The sequence below is a fragment of the Gimesia algae genome, assembly GCF_007746795.1.
Lineage (GTDB): Bacteria > Planctomycetota > Planctomycetia > Planctomycetales > Planctomycetaceae > Gimesia > Gimesia algae.
This window is the reverse complement of record NZ_CP036343.1, coordinates 2,563,118-2,585,042: the sequence shown is the minus strand read 5'-3', so window position 1 is coordinate 2,585,042 and position 21,925 is coordinate 2,563,118. Positions and strand designations below refer to the sequence as shown.

General features: G+C 51.9%; 11 protein-coding genes. All 11 read left to right on the top strand.

The genetic code is table 11. The features are described 5' to 3' along the window. Positions 1-365: 365 nt before the first annotated feature. The 11 genes from Pan161_RS09375 (at position 366) to Pan161_RS09325 (ending at position 21,912) form a co-directional block, all read left to right on the top strand. A complete protein-coding gene (locus Pan161_RS09375; RefSeq protein ID WP_145226139.1) occupies positions 366-776 on the top strand; it encodes a BlaI/MecI/CopY family transcriptional regulator in 411 nt (136 codons plus the stop codon). Positions 777-781: 5 nt separating this feature from the next. Further along, positions 782-3,748: a M56 family metallopeptidase gene (locus Pan161_RS09370; RefSeq protein WP_145226137.1), complete on the top strand. Its 2,967-nt coding sequence runs from the start codon at positions 782-784 to the stop codon at positions 3,746-3,748. Between the two features lie 319 nt (positions 3,749-4,067). Then, entirely contained in the window at positions 4,068-4,973 is a 906-nt protein-coding gene (locus tag Pan161_RS09365) for a hypothetical protein (RefSeq protein ID WP_145226135.1), read from the top strand. Between the two features lie 685 nt (positions 4,974-5,658). Continuing rightward, positions 5,659-8,634 (top strand): DUF1553 domain-containing protein, encoded by a 2,976-nt coding sequence (locus Pan161_RS09360; RefSeq protein WP_145226133.1) that lies wholly within the window; start codon positions 5,659-5,661, stop codon positions 8,632-8,634. 66 nt (positions 8,635-8,700) lie between these two features. Continuing rightward, positions 8,701-10,110 (top strand): DUF1501 domain-containing protein, encoded by a 1,410-nt coding sequence (locus Pan161_RS09355; RefSeq protein WP_145226131.1) that lies wholly within the window; start codon positions 8,701-8,703, stop codon positions 10,108-10,110. A 313-nt stretch (positions 10,111-10,423) separates the two neighbouring features. Next, positions 10,424-11,407, top strand: a complete 984-nt coding sequence (gene pheS, locus Pan161_RS09350) for a phenylalanine--tRNA ligase subunit alpha (RefSeq protein ID WP_145226129.1) — start codon at positions 10,424-10,426, stop codon at positions 11,405-11,407. Positions 11,408-11,463: 56 nt separating this feature from the next. Then, a complete protein-coding gene (gene pheT / locus Pan161_RS09345; RefSeq protein WP_145226127.1) occupies positions 11,464-13,917 on the top strand; it encodes a phenylalanine--tRNA ligase subunit beta in 2,454 nt (817 codons plus the stop codon). Between the two features lie 331 nt (positions 13,918-14,248). Next, entirely contained in the window at positions 14,249-17,584 is a 3,336-nt protein-coding gene (locus Pan161_RS09340; protein ID WP_145226125.1) for a DUF1553 domain-containing protein, read from the top strand. A gap of 47 nt (positions 17,585-17,631) precedes the next feature. Continuing rightward, positions 17,632-19,047 carry a DUF1501 domain-containing protein gene (locus tag Pan161_RS09335; RefSeq protein WP_197995798.1) on the top strand — a complete coding sequence of 472 codons (1,416 nt, stop codon included), beginning with the start codon at positions 17,632-17,634 and terminating at the stop codon, positions 19,045-19,047. Positions 19,048-19,148: 101 nt separating this feature from the next. After that, on the top strand, positions 19,149-20,276 hold the full coding sequence (locus Pan161_RS09330) for an Ldh family oxidoreductase (RefSeq protein ID WP_145226123.1): 1,128 nt from the start codon (positions 19,149-19,151) through the stop codon (positions 20,274-20,276). A gap of 10 nt (positions 20,277-20,286) precedes the next feature. Continuing rightward, on the top strand, positions 20,287-21,912 hold the full coding sequence (locus Pan161_RS09325) for a sodium:solute symporter (RefSeq protein ID WP_145226121.1): 1,626 nt from the start codon (positions 20,287-20,289) through the stop codon (positions 21,910-21,912). The last annotated feature ends 13 nt before the right edge of the window (positions 21,913-21,925 follow it).

The window sequence follows — 21,925 nt, the reverse complement described above, 5'->3', positions numbered from 1 at the left end:
ATTGCTTGGGTGAAAAGTTGCTACCACGAAATGACAAGAAATTACTGTGTTGGTAAGCCTGGAGAAGAAGTGGGTGGTACCGGATGTAATCCGGTATTGCCAGAGGCAACAGGAGGTTGCAGGGCAGACGATGGGAATCGTATGCGTTCCTCAAGATAAATTATTCAGTTGGTCACTCTGTGATGAATTGATCTCGTGAGCTGAAACCTCCTGCTCGCTGCGCTCGGCCCGAATTGCATTCGAGTCCACCCGCGGTTGACGCGCAGACACAGTTTTAAAAACGAAGTTTCCCCCCATTTTAAGAAAAAAGACAAATGTCGTAATATTCTGATTGACAAAAAGACAAATGTCGTTATTAATGGGGTATGAACCAACACAAAGCTAAAATTCCGGATGCGGAACGTGATGTCCTGGCCTGTCTGAATCGACTGGGTGAGGCGACCGTTAAAGAGATCAGTGAAGAGCTGACGCCGATGCGGAAGCTGGAACCGTCGTCGGTGATGACACTGCTGAAGCGACTGGAGTCCCGCAAGCTGGTGACGCGGCGGAAAGGAGACAAGGGCAAGGCGTTTGTCTTTCGCACGACTCCCGAATCGATTCGGGCCTGTCGGCATCTGATGAATGATTTGTTTCAGAGCGTGTTCGGTGGCGATACGCTTTCCTTTATGGCTTCTTTTTTTGAAACGCGTAAACCTTCTGAAGAAGAGATTCAGCAACTGCAGCAACTGCTGGATGAAATGCGGTCTCCCGATACGAAACGCAAGAAAAAGGAATAGAGCCGATGCAAGAAGTTCTCAACCAGGCAGCCGGAGACTGGAGCAACTGGTTTCTGCATGCCAGTTGGCAGGCAGCGGTAGTAGCCGGGATCGTATTCCTGCTCTTACAGGTGACGAAGCGTTTTACCAGTGCCCCCTTCCGCTATGCGCTGCTGCTGATCGTGCTGTTGAAATTTGCAGTGCCTCCATTTCTGGATCTGTCCACAGGTTTGATTACTCAATCTGCGAATTATTACTCGACAATTCGTAACACTGTTGTCAGTGATCCGCCGCAGATTTCTGTTGCGGAAAAGACGTCTTCTGTCACCAGCGTTGCTTCTGAAGCGGGTCCCTCAAATCGAATTTCCCCCACTGCAGGGAGTTCAGTTGATCCCGTCTCGAGGAGTGACAGTGCAACAGTTCCCACGGTGGTTGAGGCATCGGAAACCGCTGCCGAGTTTCCCTGGTCGCTGTTGCTGATGTCTGTTTATGCCTGCGGAATGCTGGTCTGCGGGGTTTTCTTAGTCCGCCGCTATCGAGCTATTTTACGAATCGTGCGATCAGGTGATATCCTGAATGCAGGCGAACTACATGCTGAAATGGTCCGTCTTTCCACACAGTTAAATATGAAAAAAATCCCGGCGTTGCGTATTTCTGATGAAACCGATGCGCCATTTGCAATCGGTGTTTTCCGGCCGAGCATTTTGTTTCCCCGACTTCTGGTAGAGTCTTTACACCCGGATCAGCGGACGATTGTATTGGCGCACGAACTGGCTCACATCCGCCGACGTGATTTACTGATGGGCTGGTTCGAGACAGTGTTGAGCCTGGTCTGGTGGTTTCATCCGGGGATGTGGTGGTTGAAAAAATCGCTGCGGCAGACGCGCGAAGACTGCTGTGATGACATGCTGCTGACGCATGGGCTGGCAGATCCCGAACGGTATTGTGAAACACTGATTGATGCCGCAACTCGCCAGTCAGTCAGACTGGTGGAACCGCTTGTGCTGGGCTTTGTGCATCGTGAGCATCCCGTGGCCAGACGGATTCGCAGATTGATGGATGGTTCTCTATTGAGAGTGGACCGCCTGCGTTTTTCCGCTTTGTGTATGGTTTTGCTTGTGGCAGTCCTGATGTTGCCTGGAATGCGTCCGCAGCGGCTGCCTGTCTCCGAGACGTCTTTAGAGGGTTCGGGTGGTTGGAGGAATCTTGATTTTCAGATTGATGCTGAAGAAGCTGCAGTTGTCAAAAAATGCTACGAAATTGCCCAGACCTATTTCAGTTCAAATAATAACGAAAAGTTGTTCGATCAACCAGAAACAAGACAGGCACTGGAAGCCGTACTGCAGGAACGTCCAGATTTCTTTTATGCACAACAGTTGCTGGGGACCTGGTATCGCAGACGCGGGGATCTGGATCGCGCCAATCAATTGTTGAATGCCGCCCTTGCCAATGCGCCAGTGGTACTCACCCAGAAGTTTCATACTGGGGATCAGCGACCGCTGCCGGGACTTAAAATCCCTGAAATGATAATTGAGTGCAATCGTGTTCAGAATCACTCATTGGATCCCAGCCTGAAGCTGAAGTATGTGGACCTGTTGACCGATACAGACGGTAATATCAAACTGCCCGTCTATGATACAGTGTTACGCGTGATGGGCATCGCTCATCCACGTGGGTATTCGATTGAATACGACCAGATGGGCTGGTTTGAATCAGAGGCTGCGAATGGAATTATGCCCGATGTTCTGACCTGGAAGACCTGGTCACGACCCCGGGTTTTTTCGCGGACCGCCACCGAGTCGTATCGGCTGCGTGATGCAACCGGAACCAATACACTGCAACTAAAGTCCGACGACAATACATATAAAATTGGTGGCGTCGCCCGCTCTGAGGCGGACGGTCGCTTCAGTATCGAAAATGGAAAAGGGAAACGGATTTCGAAGCTGCCAACAGATTTGCCCACGATTTCCAATGCGGCATTCATGGATCATGCGATCATTGAATTGTCTGAACCAGCGACCTCACAGTTTGAGATTGAGGAGATCAATGTTCTCGATTCACAGACGAAAATCCCGCTGCGAAGATTTCAGGACGGTGCAGGATTCGACTGGTCTAACGAGAAAAAAATTCATCTGTTTTCACTTTGGGACAAGCTGCCTGCGACTGTTGATCTGATTCTCAAGGTTTACAATTATCAAAAGGATTCCTTCCGTTACAGAATACCGGCTCAGACTGGTGCTACGATTTCAGAGCAGGGGCTTACACTGAAAATCACTCATCTGATTGCCGGGAATCATACTGGCTGGAGTTCTCGCGATGGGTTTTACGGAGAGCCCCAGAGTACGGGGCATACTTCCGAAGTGATGTTTGACATGACGGGGAACAGTCAGCTGAAGTTTTCGCTATGGGTTGTGACGAAAGAGGGCCGCAAACGGAATCTGAAGGAGGGGGGCTGGTTTTCTGTCGGAATGGCAAACGCGCCGATACGGATTATGCTGCCTCTGGAGGAGATTGACCACTTCGAAATCCGACCGTACGTGACAACGGAAACGATTTATTTTGAGAAGCTGCAACTGCCAACTCGTACCAGCACATTAGGGCAGACATTGCCTGTGATCGACTTTGCTGTCGACGGAGAGGCTCGCCAGTTTACCTCTGAACTATTCAGCCCGTTGCGTGTCCATTTCAAAAGTCTGCCTGGTAAAGTGTATTCAGGCTGTAGCTGCAATCAGCTGGGTTATGAATTGATGGAACGTCCACAGGAACAGCGGGGCGTCGAGAGTCAATCGACGGTGGAGTGGCATTATTTCGCGGCGATTGATTTTGAACATCGGCAGGAATATATCCTGACTCCCGGTTCCAAAATCAAGGGCAGGCAGGGCGCGTCTAACTGCAAATCCAATTGGGGAGAAGTGAGCGCCACATCGAAAGATGTTCCCCTGGAACGCATTCAATCGGTGCGTTTACAGTTTCTTCCAAAAAAATCTGATTGAGGGTCTGAAATTCCAGCAGTTGGCTGCAGTCTTTTAGTTGCCCTTTTGTATTTATTACCACGAAAAGCACGAAAAGACACGAAAACCTACTTGCTCAGATTTCATGGAATGACTTTACAGAAGCACTGTATGCTTGTGTATTACCAAGGCTTCTGGTAGAATAATTTAGTTGATGTCAGTGCTTATCATGTTTCAGGTAGCTTCTTCGTACTGATTACCCGGGTACACCTCTGAATTGATGCCTGTGAATTCCACTTTGACTGACGCTGTCTCTTTGTGAAGAGGTGGTATTCTTTTTTAGTCTCACTGGAGTCTGATTATGTTTCGGCAAGCGTTAGTTGTGTTGTTGATGTGTTTCATGTGTGTGGGTTGCAGTGGTGAGCCGAAGACGGAGGTACCCGATAGTGCGGAACCTGAGACTGTCGAACCTGAGACAGGCATGCCTGACGCTGCTAAGAAAGAGCAGGGGGCTAAACCTTCCGCAGCTACTGAACCTAAGCCTGTCGATTATGAAGCGAATCCGATTGTCATGACTGCCAGGCAGTGGAAGGACCACAAGAACGAGCTGGACTATAAGACGGAGCATTTGAAGGGACGCACGATTCAGATAACGGGCGAAGTGAGTGATCTGGGAATCAACTTCGGCTACTATGACGAAAAAAAGCCCGCGACCGCTTTGGATCTGTACCTTCCCAAGGATGAGAATACAGTCAATGATGTGTCGTGTGAATTTTTCGGCCCGCCTGTCTGGCGGTCGGTGGGGCCTGGCCAGAAGGTCACAGTAGAATTTAAATACTCGGGTGATTTTTCAGCACGGCCGGTCGACTGTAAGATTGTGTCGGTTGAAGGGAAGCCCTTCCCGGCGGTTCAGGCCAGTGAACTTGCGGCCGAGTTTGCGAAAGATTCAGCGGCTGTGGACAAGAAGTATATTCACAAGCCGGAAAATTCTGATTCCGATTTTGATATCGAACGCAAGTCGCTGGGGATTGCCGGCAAAGTCAAGGAAGTAAATAAATCCGATTCCGGCTCCGTGACGATTCTGTTTGAAACGGGTCAGGATGTTACCGTGGAAGCTGAGATGTTTGCGCACATTGCTGACAAGGTAAAACTGCCGGCAGCGGGGGATGAATACCGTGTCTGGGGAACGTATCAGTCAAGCGGCAACCAGGGATTTGGTGGCAAGTCCCTGGGGGTATCGGATGCGGTTCCCTTTCCTGTGAAATGATGCTGTTCGTATGTGGGACCGCGAAATATTTCAACCACGGATTTTTTTGCTACCACGCAAGACACGAAAAAATGCTGACACAGGTTGGTTGTGTTACAGGAGCGGTTGTGAGTGGTACCGGATATAATCCGGTATTGCCAGAGGCAACAGGAGGTTGCAGGGCAGACGATGTGAATCGTATGCGTTCCTCAAGATAAATTATTCAGTTGGTGGCTATGTTATGAATTGATCTCGTGAGCTGAAACCTCCTGCTCGCTGCGCTCGGCCCGAATTGCATTCGGGCCTACCCGAAGATTTTTCGTGTTCTTTCGTGTTTTTCGTGGTAGCAAAACCGAACGTAAATGGGCCTCCATTCTCCATCAGAACGACCTGTTTTAAGCCGCTGATCCGTGAAATTTTGTGTGATCCAGCAGGTTCGGGATTTCTTTATTTCGTTAATAAAAGTGCTTTGCCTGCGTTTCGTGCTGATCTGGTAAGTTCTGCGTGAGAACTGTCTGAAACTGAGTGGAAATCGCGTTTATTTAGTTCATGGATCGACGTTGATGCGTTATACTGGACGATGATTAAAATTCAGGCCTGATCAGAGTTTACTGATTCCCTCCTGCCTGTCTTTCAATCCCAGAGAGTGAGCTTCCCTAAGCAAATTGAGTGCGTTCATCTGAAAGCTTCGAGAAGGAGAACTGCTTTGCGACCTTTCCTTTATCTGTCCTGCCTGAGTCTTGCCGTTGTCTGTATCATCAATCAGCGGGCCTACGCAGAAAATCCACAAACAGCGATTCAGCAGAAGCAGGCCGGGATTGAATTCTTCGAGAACAAAATCCGTCCCGTGCTGGTAGAATATTGTTACGACTGCCATGCCGGGGAACCCGATCCGGAAAACGCCTCGTTTGTATTGGATACGCGAGCTGGAATTCGCATGGGTGGCGACTCGGGAAAAGCGGTTGTGCCTGGCAATCTGAAATCGAGCCTGATACTGCAGGCGATTGAACATGATCCCGATTTTTACGCGATGCCCCCGGATGAGAAACTATCGGCGAACGTCATCTCTGACTTTCGCAAGTGGATTCAGATGGGCGCACCCGATCCGCGCGAAGGGCAAGTGAAGACCAGTCCGCTAGCCAAGAAATCAGAACTGGCGATTGATTTTGAGAAGGAACGCGAATTCTGGTCGTTCCGTCCACTGACGAAGCCTGACGTTCCGGAAGTGAAACAAAGTGACTGGCCGCGGAACGATATTGATCGGTTCATTCTGTCGAAGCTGGAAGCGAAACAGATCACGCCTGTTAAAGGCGCGGATCGACAGACGCTGGTGCGTCGCGTTTATTTTGATCTGACCGGTTTGCCTCCTACGCCGAAACAGATTGAGCAGTTTGTGAATGATCCTTCTCCCCAGGCGTACGAGCATCTGATTGATCGCCTGCTGGAGACGCCTCAATATGGTGAGACGTGGGGACGTCACTGGCTGGACCTGGCACGATATGCGGATTCGAACGGCCTGGATATCAACCTGACGTTCTACAATGCATGGCGGTACCGCGATTATGTGATTCAGGCATTCAATCAAGATAAGCCTTATACTGAATTTATCCGCGAACAGATTGCCGGCGACCTGCTGCCGTTTGAGAATGACGAAGAGCGGACGCAGAATATCGTCGCGACCGGCTTCCTGGTCATGGGAGCCAAGATGTTGAGTGAGCGGGATAAAGAAAAGCTGCGCATGGATGTGGTCGATGAACAGATTGATGTGACCGGGCGGGCATTCATGGGAATGACACTGGGCTGTGCCCGCTGTCACGATCACAAATTTGATCCGATTCCGATGACCGATTATTACGCACTCGCCGGGATCTTTCGCAGTACGGAAACCGTGCACGGGAACCGCTTAAATAACCAGTTTGTTTCCGGCTGGATGACGCGTCCACTGCCGATCAAACCAGAGCATGCGTCTGCGTTGAAGAAACATGAAACCGATCTGAAAACGTTGGAAGAAAAACTGAAGACAGATTCCGATGCGTTGAAGAAACTGCAGGGAGCTACCAGTCAGCAGCAGCGTTTGAAAGAACTGGCGGGAATTGTTGTGGACGATGCCGAGGCGAAGAAAACGGGTGCTTGGCAGGAATCGGTTTATTCCAAAAATTACCTGGGTGTCGGCTACGTGCATGATATGAACGAGGAGCAGGGCAAGAAAACGATTCGCTTTACGCCTGATCTGCCGGCCGCTGGTAAGTATGAAGTCCGGTTTGCCTTTCCGGGTAGCAACGGCCGTTCGAGTCAGGTGCCTGTAACGATTCAGACGGAACAGGGGTTGAAGACGTTCCACGTAGACCAGACGAAGCAGGGGCCAATTGACGGTATCTTCACTTCACTGGGCAGTTTTGAATTCGCGGCTGGTCAAGCCGGCTATGTCGAAATCTCGAATAAAGGAGCTTCCGGTTACGTGGTTGTCGATGCGGTTCAGTTCCTGCCCCAGTTTGACCTGCCGAAACCGGATGCGAAGCTGGCAAAAAAAACAGAAGCAAAACCCGATGCTGCTGAGAAGCAGAAACAGATTAAGGAACTGCAGGCGAGTGTCAAATCGCTCAAATCAGAGCTGGCCAAATTAAAAGAGAATGCACCGCCGCCGGCACCGATGGCATTAGCCGTGGGTGAGCAGCCTGATCCGGCGGACTACCGGATTGCCCGGCGGGGAAATATTCACCAACTGGGTGATAAGGTTGATCGCGGGTTTCTGACGATTGCCTCGCTGAAGGAGCAGCCGGAAGTGAGTCCACAGCAGAGTGGTCGTCTGGAGTTGGCAAACTGGTTGAGCCAGTCACAGAATCCGCTGACCAGTCGTGTGATGGTGAATCGTATCTGGAAACATCTGTTCGGAAACGGACTGGTTCGTAGCGTCGATAATTTCGGTCACCTGGGAGAACAGCCCACGCATCCGGAGCTGCTGGATTACCTGGCACAACGGTTCGTGGCCGAAGGCTGGTCGATGAAGACTTTGATCCGTGAGATCATGGTGAGCAATACGTATCGCATGAGTTCCGACTTCAGCGAAGAGCGATATCAGAAAGATCCGGGCAATCATCTGGTGTGGCGGATGAATCGCCGGCGGCTGTCAGCGGAAAAAATCCGCGATGCTGTCCTGTCGATCTCAGGCAAACTCGATCTGCAGCAGGGGGGCTCTTCGGTGGCGCACTATCCCGAGCAGGCGATCAGCCCAAATCGGAATAAAAAAGTTGAGCAGAACCCGTCCGAATTTCGTCGCAGCATTTATCTGCCGATCGTGCGTGGCAATGTCCCCCCGGCGCTGACTGTGTTTGATTTTCCGGCTCCGGAAATGCTGGTGGGAAATCGCCCGGTGACGACCGTCCCTGCTCAGGCGCTGTTTATGATGAACAGTCCGTTTGTGGTTTCTCAGGCGGAGCAGACCGCGTCCAAACTGTTAACAGACTCAAAGCAGAGTGATGGCCAGCGTGTTTCCCGGTTGTATCTGGCCTGCCTGGGTCGGGAAGCGACAGCAGCCGAACAGACCGAAGCCGTGCAGTATATTGATTCTCTCAAACAGCAGTCTGCGAAAGAGAACTCCGACCCCAAAGCGGCGGTTCAAAAGGCATGGGCCTCGTACTGTCAGATCCTGTTTGCGTCGACTGAATTTCGCTTTTTGAATTAGTCTTTTGATTTTAATAGAAGCAGGAATCACAGGATTCACCCGCATTTATATAAAGAATGAACAGTTATGGAAGCTCTTAATTTATCACGACGACAGATGTTAAAATCCTCGGCCTGCGGCTTTGGCTATACAGCGCTGGCGGGTTTGAGCGCGGAAGCGGCGTTAGAGTCTCAGTCACCGCTGATGACAAAGACACCCCACTTTGAGCCACGCGCCAAACGGGTCATCTTTCTGTTTATGCACGGCGGTCCGAGTCAGGTGGATACGTTCGATTATAAACCCCGTCTGAATAAAGAAGATGGCCAGCGACTGCCATTCAAGGCGGCGAAGAACATTGAAAAGTCTTCGCAGGAAAATCTGCGGCTGATGAAGTCTCCCTGGAAATTCAAGCAGCGGGGTGAGAGCGGTCTGTGGATTTCTGAACTGTTTGACAATGTCGCCGAACATGCCGACGATCTGTGTGTGATTAATTCGATGCACACCAACGGGCAATCACATGGTCAGGCGGTGATGAAACTGCATACTGGTTCGGACAGCCTGGTACGGCCTTCGGTGGGTTCATGGATGGTCTATGGACTGGGAACCGAGAACAATAATCTGCCTGGCTTCATTTCGATCTGTCCTTCGCGAGGACATGGGGGCGTGCGAAATTACGGCAGTGCCTTTTTACCCGCCGCGTATCAGGGAACCGCGATTGGTGATGCCGACACCGCGGCCAAAGAGGCGCAGATCCGCTTCCTGGACAACAACGGTGCGTCGGTCAGTCAACAACGCAAACAACTGGGGCTGTTGCAGGCGATGAATGAACGGCATCTGGCGCAGGTCAAGCTGGATAATGAAATCGAAGGGGTGATCAATTCGTATGAGCTGGCGTTCCGGATGCAGTCGGAAGTTCCTGCGCTGATGGATCTGAATTCAGAAACCAAAGAGACGCAGGCGCTGTACGGCATCGATGACAAGACCACCGAAAACTTCGGTCGCCAGTGTCTGATGGCGCGTCGTTTTGCCGAAGCCGGGGTGCGGTATATTGAAGTCGCGCTGGGAAACAACAAATGGGATCAGCATAGCGGCTTGAAAAATGGTCATGAACGAAATTCAAAAATGGTCGATAAGCCGATCGCCGGTCTGCTGGCTGATCTGAAGCAGCGGGGACTGCTGGAAGATACCCTGGTTGTGTGGGGCGGCGAATTCGGCCGGACCCCCATCGCGCAGGGAAAAAATGGTCGCGATCATAATCCGCAAGGCTATTCGATGTGGCTGGCCGGAGCGGGAGTCAAACAGGGACACGTGCATGGAGCAACCGATGAGTACGGTTACTACGCGACCCGCGATAAAGTCCATATCCACGATTTGCATGCCACACTGCTGCATCTGATGGGCATGGATCACAAGCGGTTGACTTATCGTTACGCTGGCCGCGATTTCCGCCTGACCGACGTGTACGGTGATGTCGTCACCGAGATTCTCGATACATAATTCGCGACCGATTTGAGCTGTACGCTGGATGAGGAGAACCCTTGACTCACACTGGTTGTTAAGCTCCTGTGCCGGCCTCTGCTTTTCCTTGCAAACCTCTGATCTCGCTAAACTTAAAGCTGTTCAGGGCTTCTGGTGAATGGGCTTCAGCCGGGCATGGCAGTAGTTGCAGAATGCTGCCGGAATAGTTACAATCCCGACCTCAGGCGGACTTTGCGCGCAACTCGTTGTCTATCCTTGAGATATGAGCGAGTCAATCTGGTGCAGGGTGCTAAATCCACAAACAGAATATTCGAACATCTGAAGAATCAAAATGTCTGACAATAATGACGCGCTGGTAGAAGCCGCCATGGAGAGCATTGCGGCAGCACAAACTCTTGCGGAGCTGGACGAAGTGCGGGTCCAGTATCTGGGAAAAAAGGGAAAGCTGAAATCACTGCAGCAGCAGTTGAAGTCATTATCGCCAGAAGAAAAACGCGAGTTTGGTAAAACGCTGAACGCCGTCAAGCAGAGTATCCAGACCGCGCTCACCGAGAAAAAAGAGGCACTGGAAGCCAGCGAAAAAACGGGTCCCCAAATTGATGCCATTGATGTGACTTTGCCCGGGGTACGGTCATTGCCTGGTCATCGTCACCCCCTGATGGCGACCATGGAAGAAGTGAAATCAATTCTGATCGGCCTGGGCTTTCGCTACGATGATTACCCGGAAGTCGAAACCGAATTCTTCAACTTCGACGCATTGAATACACCCGACTGGCATCCCGCGCGGGACATGCACGATTCATTCTACACGACAGTCGGGAATGTGCTCCGCACTCATACCTCGGCGTTTCAGACCCGGGCAATGAAAGAGTTCGGGCCACCGCCATTACGGGCTATGACTTCGGGACGCTGTTACCGTCGCGATGAAATTGATGCATCGCATTTTCCGATTTTCCATCAGCTGGACGTGATTGCCATCGATCGAGATATCAGCTTTGCTGATCTGAAATGGGTTTTGTATCAGTTGGCGAGTGCCCTGTTTGGCGAAGACGTACAACTGCGTTTCCGGCCGAGTTACTTCCCGTTCACCACGCCGAGTGCGGAAGTGGATGTGATGTTTAACGGCAAGTGGCTGGAGATTCTAGGGGCCGGCATGATTCGACCTGAAGTGCTGCAGGCTGGCGGCGTTGACTCGGAGCAGTGGCAGGGCTTTGCCTTTGGGCTGGGACTGGACCGCATGGCGATGATCCGCCACGGGATCAGTGATATTCGGCTGATGTACGAAAATGAAGAAGCGTTTTTGCGTCAGTTTTAAAGACATTGATCCTGGTGAAATCTGGCACGAATTTTCTGGCATAAGAAGAGAGAACGATGCGAATTAATACTGGTTGGTTGCGCGATTACCTGGCGTCAGACTGTCAAGAACAGGAACTGCTCGACGCCTTCATGACCGTCGGCCTGGAAGTCGAAGAAGAATTTCATCTTGCAGAATCGCTGGCGCCGATCCGCATTGGATTTATTCGCGAGAAGAAACCATTGGGTGATACCGGTGCGTTGTATGAATGCCAGGTGGAAATCGAAAAAGGGAAACTGATTACCATCGTCTGTGCCTCTTCGCATCCCGTTGAAACTGGCTGGGGTGTGCCTGTCGCAGTTTCCGGTACGAAGCTACCGAGTGGCGCGTTGATTGGCGAAGGCAAGTTCAAAGGTGTTTCCTCGCAGGGCATGCTCTGCCTGGATGGCGAACTGGGGCTGATTGCCCGCTCGACCGGTTTGCAGGTATTCAAAGACGAAGCCATGCTGGGAGCGAGCCTGCCTTCCGTCTCACCCATTCAGGAATCGCTGGTCGAAGTCTCGGTACTTCCTAACCGACCCGACTGTCTGGGGATGATTGGTGTCGCCCGTGAAGTGGCCGCCGTGCTGGATATGCAGTTAAAATATCCCAGTGCCCGTGAGTTGAATTCGCAGTCAGGCAAGGGAGATGCGGTCACCGTCGAAATTGTGGATGAATCACTCTGTTCGCGGTATGCCTGCCAGGTGTTTGACGGCGTGCAGGTACGCACGTCTCCCCACTGGCTGCAGAGTCGTCTGCAGACCGCGGGCTTACGACCGATTAACAATGTGGTGGACATCACGAACTTTGTGATGCTCGAATGGGGGCAGCCACTGCACGCGTTCGATTTCGATTCCCTCACAGGAAACAAGATTGAAGTCCGCCGCATTCGGAATGGTGAAAAACTCAAACTGCTGGATGAAGCAGAAGTAGATGCGACTCACGAACCATTGGTGATTGCCGATGCCGAAAAACCGATTGCGCTGGCCGGGATTATGGGGGGCTGGAATTCGCAGACCACAACGGAATCCAAACGGATTCTGCTGGAAGCGGCCTGCTTTGACCCGGTCTGTATACGGACCTCTGCCCGCAAACTGCGGATTGGCACGGATTCGTCCTATCGCTTCGAACGGGGTACTGATCCGAACGGCATGCTGAGTGGTGCGTTTAACCGCGCTGCAGAATTGCTGCAGGATGCGGAACTGTCAGCCGCCAGTCCTGCTTCCGCGGTCACGGACAGTTATCCGAGTATCAAGCAGTCGACTCAGTTCACATTAAGCGCCGCACGTATTTCCAAGATTCTGGGGACGGACATCAGTGGCGAACAGATCAAGGACTGTCTGACCAAGCTGGAAATGACGGCTGATGATGATCTCACCATTTCTGTTCCCACCTGGCGCGTCGATGTGAATAATGAAGTCGTACTGGCGGAAGATGTGGCCCGTCTGCTGCGGTATGACAGTATCGATATGAAACCGATGATGGCGACCACGACCAAGGGGCGCGTTTCAGAAACCGATGGTTTGCGAAACAGTGTTGCCGGTTTCCTGACGAGTAACGGCTTTCTGGAATGCCGCACGCCGCCTTTAACGACCGAACAGATTGCCCTCTCTTTCAGCCAGTGGCCCGGGGATGCCATTCAGGTACAGAATCCGATTTCTAAAGAGATGACGACACTGCGACAGAGTCTGGTTGGCAGCCTGATTGAAGTGGCTGAACGCAATGCCCGTCGTGGTGCCAGCAGCTTCCGGTTTTTCGAAGTCGACCGTACCTTCCGCCAGAATAATGAGATTGATGAACGCTGGATGCTGGGAAGCGTGCTGGGGGGACCTGTTAACGATTCCGCCTGGATCGCCTCTGAGAAAGAGATTGATTTCCTGCGTGCCAAGGGGTTGGTTGAGAATCTGCTCTCACATCTGAACGTGGATGGTTGCACGTTTGCCAGTGATACGCCGGCGCATGGATATCGCGGTGAAGAGTTCGCCGTAATCAGTCAGGGAGAACATCGCATCGGAGCGCTGGGGCGTATTGATCTGGATGCCCTGGGAATTAAAGACCGGGCCCGTGTGCCTCTGTATGGATTCGAACTGGATCTGTCGACACTGATCACTGTCAAGTCACCCCCGGGCATGTTCAAAGGCCTGGCGCGAACTCAGGTGATTGCCCGCGATATTTCGTTCGTCGTTCCCAGTGATCTGCATTATGCCGAGATCGAAGCCTCTCTGGAAAAGGCATTCGCTGCCGCAGTGGAAAATCTGGAAACGGAACCGCGGAAAGATGCTGGTGCAGACTTTGTGTTGCAGCCGGAACTGGAAAGCGTGATCTGCGTGGATACCTTCTCAGGCGAAAGCGTGGGTGAAGGAGCGATGAGCCTGACGATTCGCATGCTGTTCCGCGATGCTTTGCACACTCTGACATCCGGGGAAGCCCAGCAGTTGATGGATTATGTGGTGAAGCAGTTGCAAGCCGAATATGGAGTGGTGCAGCGATAAGCGGCTGCTGAGTTCCTGTCGTAAAATAAAACGATCACGCCTCGATTCCGGGGCGTGTTTTTTTACGCCTGGTCTGAAGAACTGGTTTACAACAGGTGCAGGATGACACCGACTGGTACGATGGATCACTCGCCTGATAAGTTCATTTCTTAAAAGTCAGAATCTGGTGCCATTCTGCGGTTGATTTTGTGTGCCCGATATGATTATATATAATATATGATCCTTCGCGTCACTGGCTGCCCAGTGCCGTTTCGTACGAATCCTGCCTGAAGAAAAACGGTTGTAAGTAGAGAGTTACTTCACAAATACGTGCCCTCCCGGAAGCAGATGAATGAAACGACAACTCCTGGTATTTTGGGGATTGAGTTTAATAGTCAGCCTGACTGCGCTGCGTTCGGTGTTCGCGTCAGAAGTTGATTTGAAGCAAGCGGAATTCTTCGAAAAGCGGATTCGGCCTTTGCTGATCAACCAGTGTTATGACTGCCACAGCGAGGATTCGATCGAGAGCGGCTTGCGGGTCGATACATTCGCGGGCCTGGTGATTGGCGGAGAACGTGGCCCGGCGATTGTCGCAGGAAAGCCTGCTGAGAGTCTGTTGATCAGCGCTGTCAAACACAGCGGCCAACTGCATATGCCACCCAAGGACAAGCTGTCTCAAAAAGAGATCAGCGATCTGACAGAGTGGGTTCGCGGCGGTGCCTACTGGCCTGATGCCAAACCAGTCGCAGAACTGAAACAGGAATCGTCAGATGGCCCTCTGTTTACGAAGTCGCAGCAGGAATTCTGGGCCTTTCAGCCGCCTCATAAGCCGATGTTACCTGAAGTCAATAAAAACGATTGGGTGAAAGGCCCACTTGATCGCTTTGTCCTGACGAAGCTGGAAGCGCAGGGGGGAACTCCCGCGTCTGCTGCCGACAGAGAGACTCTCATCCGCCGTGCTACATTTGATTTAACGGGATTGCCTCCCACGCGGACTGAAATCGAAGCTTTTCTCAAAGATGAGTCGCCCGAGGCGTTTGCCCGGGTGGTGGATCGGCTGCTGGCTTCGCCTCGCTATGGAGAACGCTGGGGACGTCACTGGCTGGATGTGGCACGCTATGCCGATTCGAACGGCCTGGATGAAAATCTGGCGTACGCCAATGCCTGGCGGTATCGTGATTATGTGATTGCTGCTTTCAACAATGATAAACCCTTCGATCAGTTTCTACAGGAACAACTGGCCGGTGACATTCTGGCCGCGCGGGGCGCTGCAGAACATCGTAACGAAAAGATCACGGCGACCGGTTTTCTCTCCATCGGCGCTAAGATGCTGGCTGAAGATGACCAGATGAAAATGCAGATGGATATCATTGATGAGCAGCTGGATACAGTGGGGCGAACTTTCATGGGGCTGACGCTGGGCTGTGCCCGCTGTCATACTCACAAATTCGATCCGATTCCGATTGAAGATTATTACTCGCTGGCCGGAATCTTCAAAAGTACGAAGACGATGGAAAACTTCAAGGTGGTGGCTCGCTGGCAGGAACAGTTACTGGCCAGTCCGGCTGAGATTGAAACGCTGGAAACGCAACAACAGCAGATAGCCGCGCTGGACGCTGAGATCAAATCAATCATAAAAGAAGCAGACGAGCGGTTGCTGGAACAGGAACGGGGGAAGACAGCCTCTTATCTTTTGGCGGCAGAGATCAAAAATTACTACGATCAGCAGAATAGCGATGCACGGTCGATTGGCGCTGATCCTCGAAAGTATGAATCACAGTCTGCGATTCTGCTGGAGGCGGAAGCGTATCAGACGGGCAATGTGAAGAAATCCACGACCGGCTATGGCGAGGGGATTGGTGTGATCTATAACGCGGGGATGCTGCCGAATATCGCCGAGTATGAAGTCGAAATTCCGGAAGCGGGCCGCTACCAACTGGAGATTCGCTATGCAGCAGCGGCTGCGCGACCGGTTCAGCTGTTGATCAATGGAGATCTGGTCAATGACAGTGCCGCCGGTAAAGTGACCGGCAGCTGGTATCCCAAATCACAGCAGTGGAAAGTGCAGGGGGTTTATCAGTTCAAAGCGGGACAGAACCGGGTTCGCCTGGAAAGTAAGCAGGCGTTTCCGCATGTTGATAAACTGTTGATTGCCAAACCAAACGTATCTTCTGATCAAAAAGAAAACAGGATCGCTGCTCTGACAGCACCGGACGAAACACTGGTGGGCGGATTCCTGTTGCAGTGGGCGGATTACCTGCAACAATCAGCGGGTGAAAAGGATTCCCCGTTTGTGATCTGGAATGAACTGGTCCGCAGCGGAACCGTTCCGCAGGAGCTGAGTAAGACTTATCAACGCTTCAAGGTTTTGAAAAGCGTGCCGCCGGAACAAAGACTGGTTCAAGCGGCTGCATTGTATCAGTCTCTGTTTGCAGAGGTGGAGCAGGAGTGGCACGATTATCAGAAAACTAAAGCGGGACAGAAGGCGAAAGGCTTACCCGATTCGGAGCGGGAAGCGATCCGCAATGTGCTGTACGATCCCAAGGGGCCTTTTACATTATCCGAAGATCGTGAGCAGAGTTATACAGCGGAGTTGCTGACGCAACTCAAAACAAAACGGAGTCAGCAGAAAGAGTTAACAGCAGCACTTCCCAAGTATCCGACAGCGATGTCGGTTTCCGATCAGAAACCGGAAAATATCAAGGTACATCTGCGGGGCAGTCATTTTACTTTGGGGAAAGAAGTGCCCCGCCAGTTTCTGAGGATCATTGCAGGTGAAGAGCAGACGCCTATTGATGATCAGCAAAGTGGACGACTACAACTGGCGGAGTGGCTGACCAGTGGCTCGCATCCCTTGACGGCGCGGGTGATGGTCAACCGGATCTGGCGCTGGCATTTTGGAGCCGGAATTGTCCGAACGACGGACAACTTCGGAAAGCTGGGGGAACGCCCTTCGCATCCGGAACTCCTGGACTGGCTGGCAGTGCAGTTTGTGGAACACGACTGGTCGATCAAAGACATGCATCGGCTGATCATGCTGTCAGCCACGTATCAGATGAGCACGGAATTTAATCCGGAGATGGCGGCCATTGATCCTGAGAACCGCCTGTTATGGCGGATGAATCGACGGCGTCTGGAAGCGGAAGCGATTCGCGATTCGATTCTTGCCGTCAGCGGCAAACTTGATTATGAGATGGGAGGCTCGCTGCTGAACGTGGAAAACCGCAAATATGTGACGAGCACGCGAAATGTGGACCCGGTGGTGTACCAGACCAATCGGCGCTCGGTTTATTTGCCCATCATTCGCAGCGCTTTGTACGACGTACTGCAGGCATTTGATTTTGCCGACCCGAGTGTGCTGTCAGGAAACCGCGTGCATACGACAGTCGCGCCGCAGGCTTTATTCATGATGAACAGCAAATTCATCATGCAGAATACCGAGGACTTTGCCGAGTCAATCCTGCATGAGACGCATCTGGAGGGGCCGGCGAAAGTGAATCGGATTTATGAACGCGTCTTTGGTCGACCGGCGACTGAAAAGGAAACCACACAGGCTTTGGCTTATCTGAATTTGTATCGGCGGGAGCTGGCTGCTTTGGAATTGCCTGCGGATCAAAAAGAGCTGCGCACCTGGCAGAGTCTGTGTCGGGTCTTGATATCGTCGAATGAATTTCTGTTTGTGGATTGAAGCGACAACGATGCAGATGGGATTGTCTAACTGAAAAGAGAACAGTTATGAATCATTGGAATCAGAATCGAAAATCAATGCCGCTCTCCCGCCGGGAAATGCTGCGACGCAGTTCTGCCGGCTTCGGGGGTCTGGCGCTGGCGGCTTTGCTGGGGAATGAGGGACAGGCGTCCCGGAAGAAGCCGGAGCAGGTACCGCATTTCACGCCGAAAGCGAAACGCGTGATCTTCCTGTTCATGCACGGCGGCCCGTCGCATATGGATACGTTCGACTATAAACCGCAGCTGCAGAAAGACAGTGGCAAGCCTCTTCCATTTGACAAACCTCAGGTATTTTCGGCTCAGACGGGGAACCTGCTGGGTTCTCCCTGGCAGTTCAAGCAGCATGGCGAGAGCGGTGCCTGGGTGAGTGAACTGTTTCCGCATGTGGCGGGTTGCGTTGATGATCTGTGTATTGTCAATTCGATGTATGGTTCCAACTCACGGCATGGCGGGGCGCTGCTGGAACTGCATACCGGCAGTGATACATTTATCCGGCCCAGTATGGGATCCTGGATTACGTATGGGCTGGGTTCCGAGAATCGGGATCTGCCCGGTTTCATTACGGTCTGTCCCACATTGACGCATGGGGGCGTGAACGCTTACAGCTCTTCGTTTCTGCCCGCTGATTTTCAGGGAACGCCAATCGGCAATGCGAGTATCCCCGCGGATCGGGCATTGATTCCGTTCATCAAAAATGAGAGCGGAATCCCGATGTCGGTGCAGCGGAAAGAACTGAATTATCTGCGTCAAATGAATCGCGAACATCTGGCTGAGTCCGGCCCGGATGCGGCACTGGAGGGACGTATCAATTCTTTTGAACTTGCCTATCGGATGCAGACGGCGGCACCGGAGCTCCAGGATATCAGCGATGAATCCGAGACGACACAAAAGCGGTATGGTCTGGATCAGGATGTGACCAAAAACTTTGGTCGGCAGTGTCTGATGGCGCGGCGGTTTGCGGAGCGGGGCGTGCGCTTTGTGCAGATTACCCACAGTTATAAATGGGATCAGCATGCGGGATTGAAAACGGCAATGCCTCGAAACTGTAAAGAGGTCGATCAACCGATCGCCGCATTGTTGAAAGATTTAAAAGCCCGCGGTCTGCTGGAGGACACGCTGGTACTCTGGGGCGGTGAGTTTGGCAGGACGCCTGTCAGCCAGGGAGCAGACGGCCGCGATCATAACCCCCAGGGGTACACAATGTGGATGGCGGGAGGCGGCATCAAAGGGGGGCTGCAGTATGGAGCCACCGATGATTATGGATATTATGCGGTCCAGAATAAAGTGCACGTACACGATCTGCATGCCACGATTCTGCATTTATTGGGTCTGAATCACAAGAAATTAACCTATCAGTTCGCCGGTCGCGATTTCCGTCTGACCGATGTGCATGGCGAAGTGATGTCTGACCTGTTTGCTTGAATAACGAGATGATTATACTCATTCGCTACCCTGATTGAGTCGAAATGTATTTCGTGCCACATTGAAGAATGTGTCACAAGAATGATAAGTAGAGGTGACCTTTGGCACAGATCGAAGTTGAGAGTTCTCTGATTGAGTCTGAATCTCTGAAGGAGTTCTGTCTGCAGTTGCTGTTGCAGGCAAATTTGACCGAGGAGGATGCAGTGCTGGTTGTGGATACGCTGGTGGAGTCGAATCTGCGTGGAATCGATTCGCATGGCGTGGCGCGATTGCCGCATTACCTGGAACGCATTCGGCAGCAGAGCATCAAGTCCCGACCGGAAATGAAATGGGAACCGCTGGGAGATGCGGTAGGTCGTGTGGATGGCGATCATGGGCTGGGGCAGCTGGCGATGGTGAAAGCCGCCGATCATGCTGTTGAACTGGCACGAGAGTCGGGGGCCGGCTGGGTGTCGATCTGTAATTCTTCTCATTGCGGTGCTCTGGCTTATTACGGGTTACGAATTGCAGCTGAGGGAATGATTGGCTTTGCGTTTACGCACGTTGATCCGATGGTGACTCCTCATGGAGCGGCGGAACCATTCTGCGGGACGAATCCAATCTGCATGACCGCGCCGGGAAAAGAGGGAAAGTCACTCTGCCTGGATATGGCGACGAGCATTACGCCCTGGAATACGATTGCGAATGCCGCGACGGAAGGGGTTTCGATCCCAGGGGACTGGGCGCTGGATGCCAATGGTCGTGGCACGACAGATCCGAATGAGGTGGTAGCGTTATTTCCATTTGGTGGTTTTAAAGGTTCCGGTCTGGGATTAATGATTGATGTTTTGTGTGCGCTATTGGGCGGTGCTCCGATCGGCCCCGATATTCCCAAAATGTATGGCGATCTGACACAGCGACGACTGCTGGGGGGAATGGTGGGGGCAATTGATATCAGCCGCTTTACGACTGTGGAAACATTTCAGGATCGCATTGCAGAAATCATTCAACGCTGGGGGGCATTGCAGCCTCTGGAAGCGGGGGGGCAGGTTTATTATCCGGGGGAACCTGAGGCATTGACGCGAGCTGAGCGTCTGCGGTCGGGGATTCCAGTGGGACTGCGATTGATCAATCAGTTTAACCAGCTGGCTTCCGCGAGCGGTCTGCCACCGCTGGAAACAACTGAACCAATCTGCGAAACAGAGAGTGCTTCAGAAGTAGAAGTCTCGCCTACCGAATCTTTGACATGATTGTCTCTCTATGAACGCGCCATTCCTGCTGGCAGCTAATCAACTGGATATTTCTGTTCTCGACTCCATAATCATAGTCTCGTACCTGGTTTTGATTACCGGAATGGGATTGTTCGTCAGTCGGAAACAGAAACAGACTGTCGACAGTTATTTCCTGGCGGGACGCTCTTTGAAGTGGCCGACCATTGGACTGTCTTTATTTGCAACGAATATTTCCACCGTGCATTTGATAGGCTTGGCTGCCGATGGATATCGCGTAGGGCTGGTCGTTGGTAATTTTGAATGTCTGGCGGCATTTACGCTGATTTTACTGGGCCTGATTTTTGCGCCCATCTATCATCGCAGTGGGCTGGTCACGTTGCCCGATTACCTGGAACAGCGTTTCAGTGCAGGATCGCGAATTATGCTGGCGATTATGGGAGTGGTGGCTGCTCTGTTTATTCACATCGGCATGACACTGTATGCCGGTTCGACTGTGATTCACGAATTCTTCGGAATTGACGTCATTACTTCGGTACTGGTGATTTCAGCGATTACGACATTGTATACCGTGGTAGGTGGTTTGAAAGCAGTGGTGATTACCGAGTCGATTCAGACAGTACTGTTAATCATTGGTTCGATCGCGGTGACATATTTTGCAGCTGGCGCATTGAATGAACAGGGAATCGATTCGTTTACGAAGCTGCGTGCAGCGCTTCCTGAAAAACATATGAGCATGTTACACGAAAGCGGCGGCTACTCGTGGTATGCCTTCATTCTGGGCTACCCGGTTCTGGGAATCTGGTACTGGTGTGCGGACCAGACGATCGTGCAGCGCGTTCTGGGGGGAGAGACCGTTAAGGATGCACAGGCCGGGCCTTTATTCGCCGGCTTCATTAAAGTCTTGCCGTTGCTGATTATGGTTTTCCCTGGTGTGCTTGCCTATGTGTTGTTTCAGGATCAGATTGGCGATGATCCCAACAAAGCATTGCCGGAGTTGATTAAACAACTGGTCCCAGAAGGATTAAAAGGACTGATTGCCGCCGGTTTGCTGGCTGCATTGATGAGTACGATTGCCGGGGCTTTGAACAGCACGGCGACTTTAATCAGCATTGATGTCGTGAAAAAACTGAAACCGGAAACGAGTGATGCTCGACTGGTAGTTGTCGGGCGAATCACCGCCGTTGTGGTGATGATCCTGGCGATTGGCTGGTCCACCATGGGGAGTAAATTTGAGAGTATTTTTTCCGGGTTGAACAGCATGATCGCCTGCCTGGCGCCGCCCATCACTGCCGTATTCATCTGGGGCGTTCTCTGGAAACGCGGGACCGCGCAAGCTTCACTGGCAACTTTAATCATCGGTTCGATGCTGGGCGGACTTACTTTTGCGCTCGATTTTGGATTTGAATTGATCACAAAAGATCTGGGAATTCCCTTTTTGCTGCAGGCGTGGTGGCTGTTCGTGATCTGTTCGGTGGTGTTTGTGGCAGTCAGCCTGCTGACTCCACCTCCCTCTGAAGATCAGATTAAAATGATGTGCTGGCAAAATCCGTTGAGAGAAATCGTGCTGAAACCCCTGTCAGGAATGACCGATCCGCGACTGATTGCGATTCTATTAGCTGCAATCATGTCGGGGATTTATGTGACGTTTGCCTGATCAGCGATCAAAC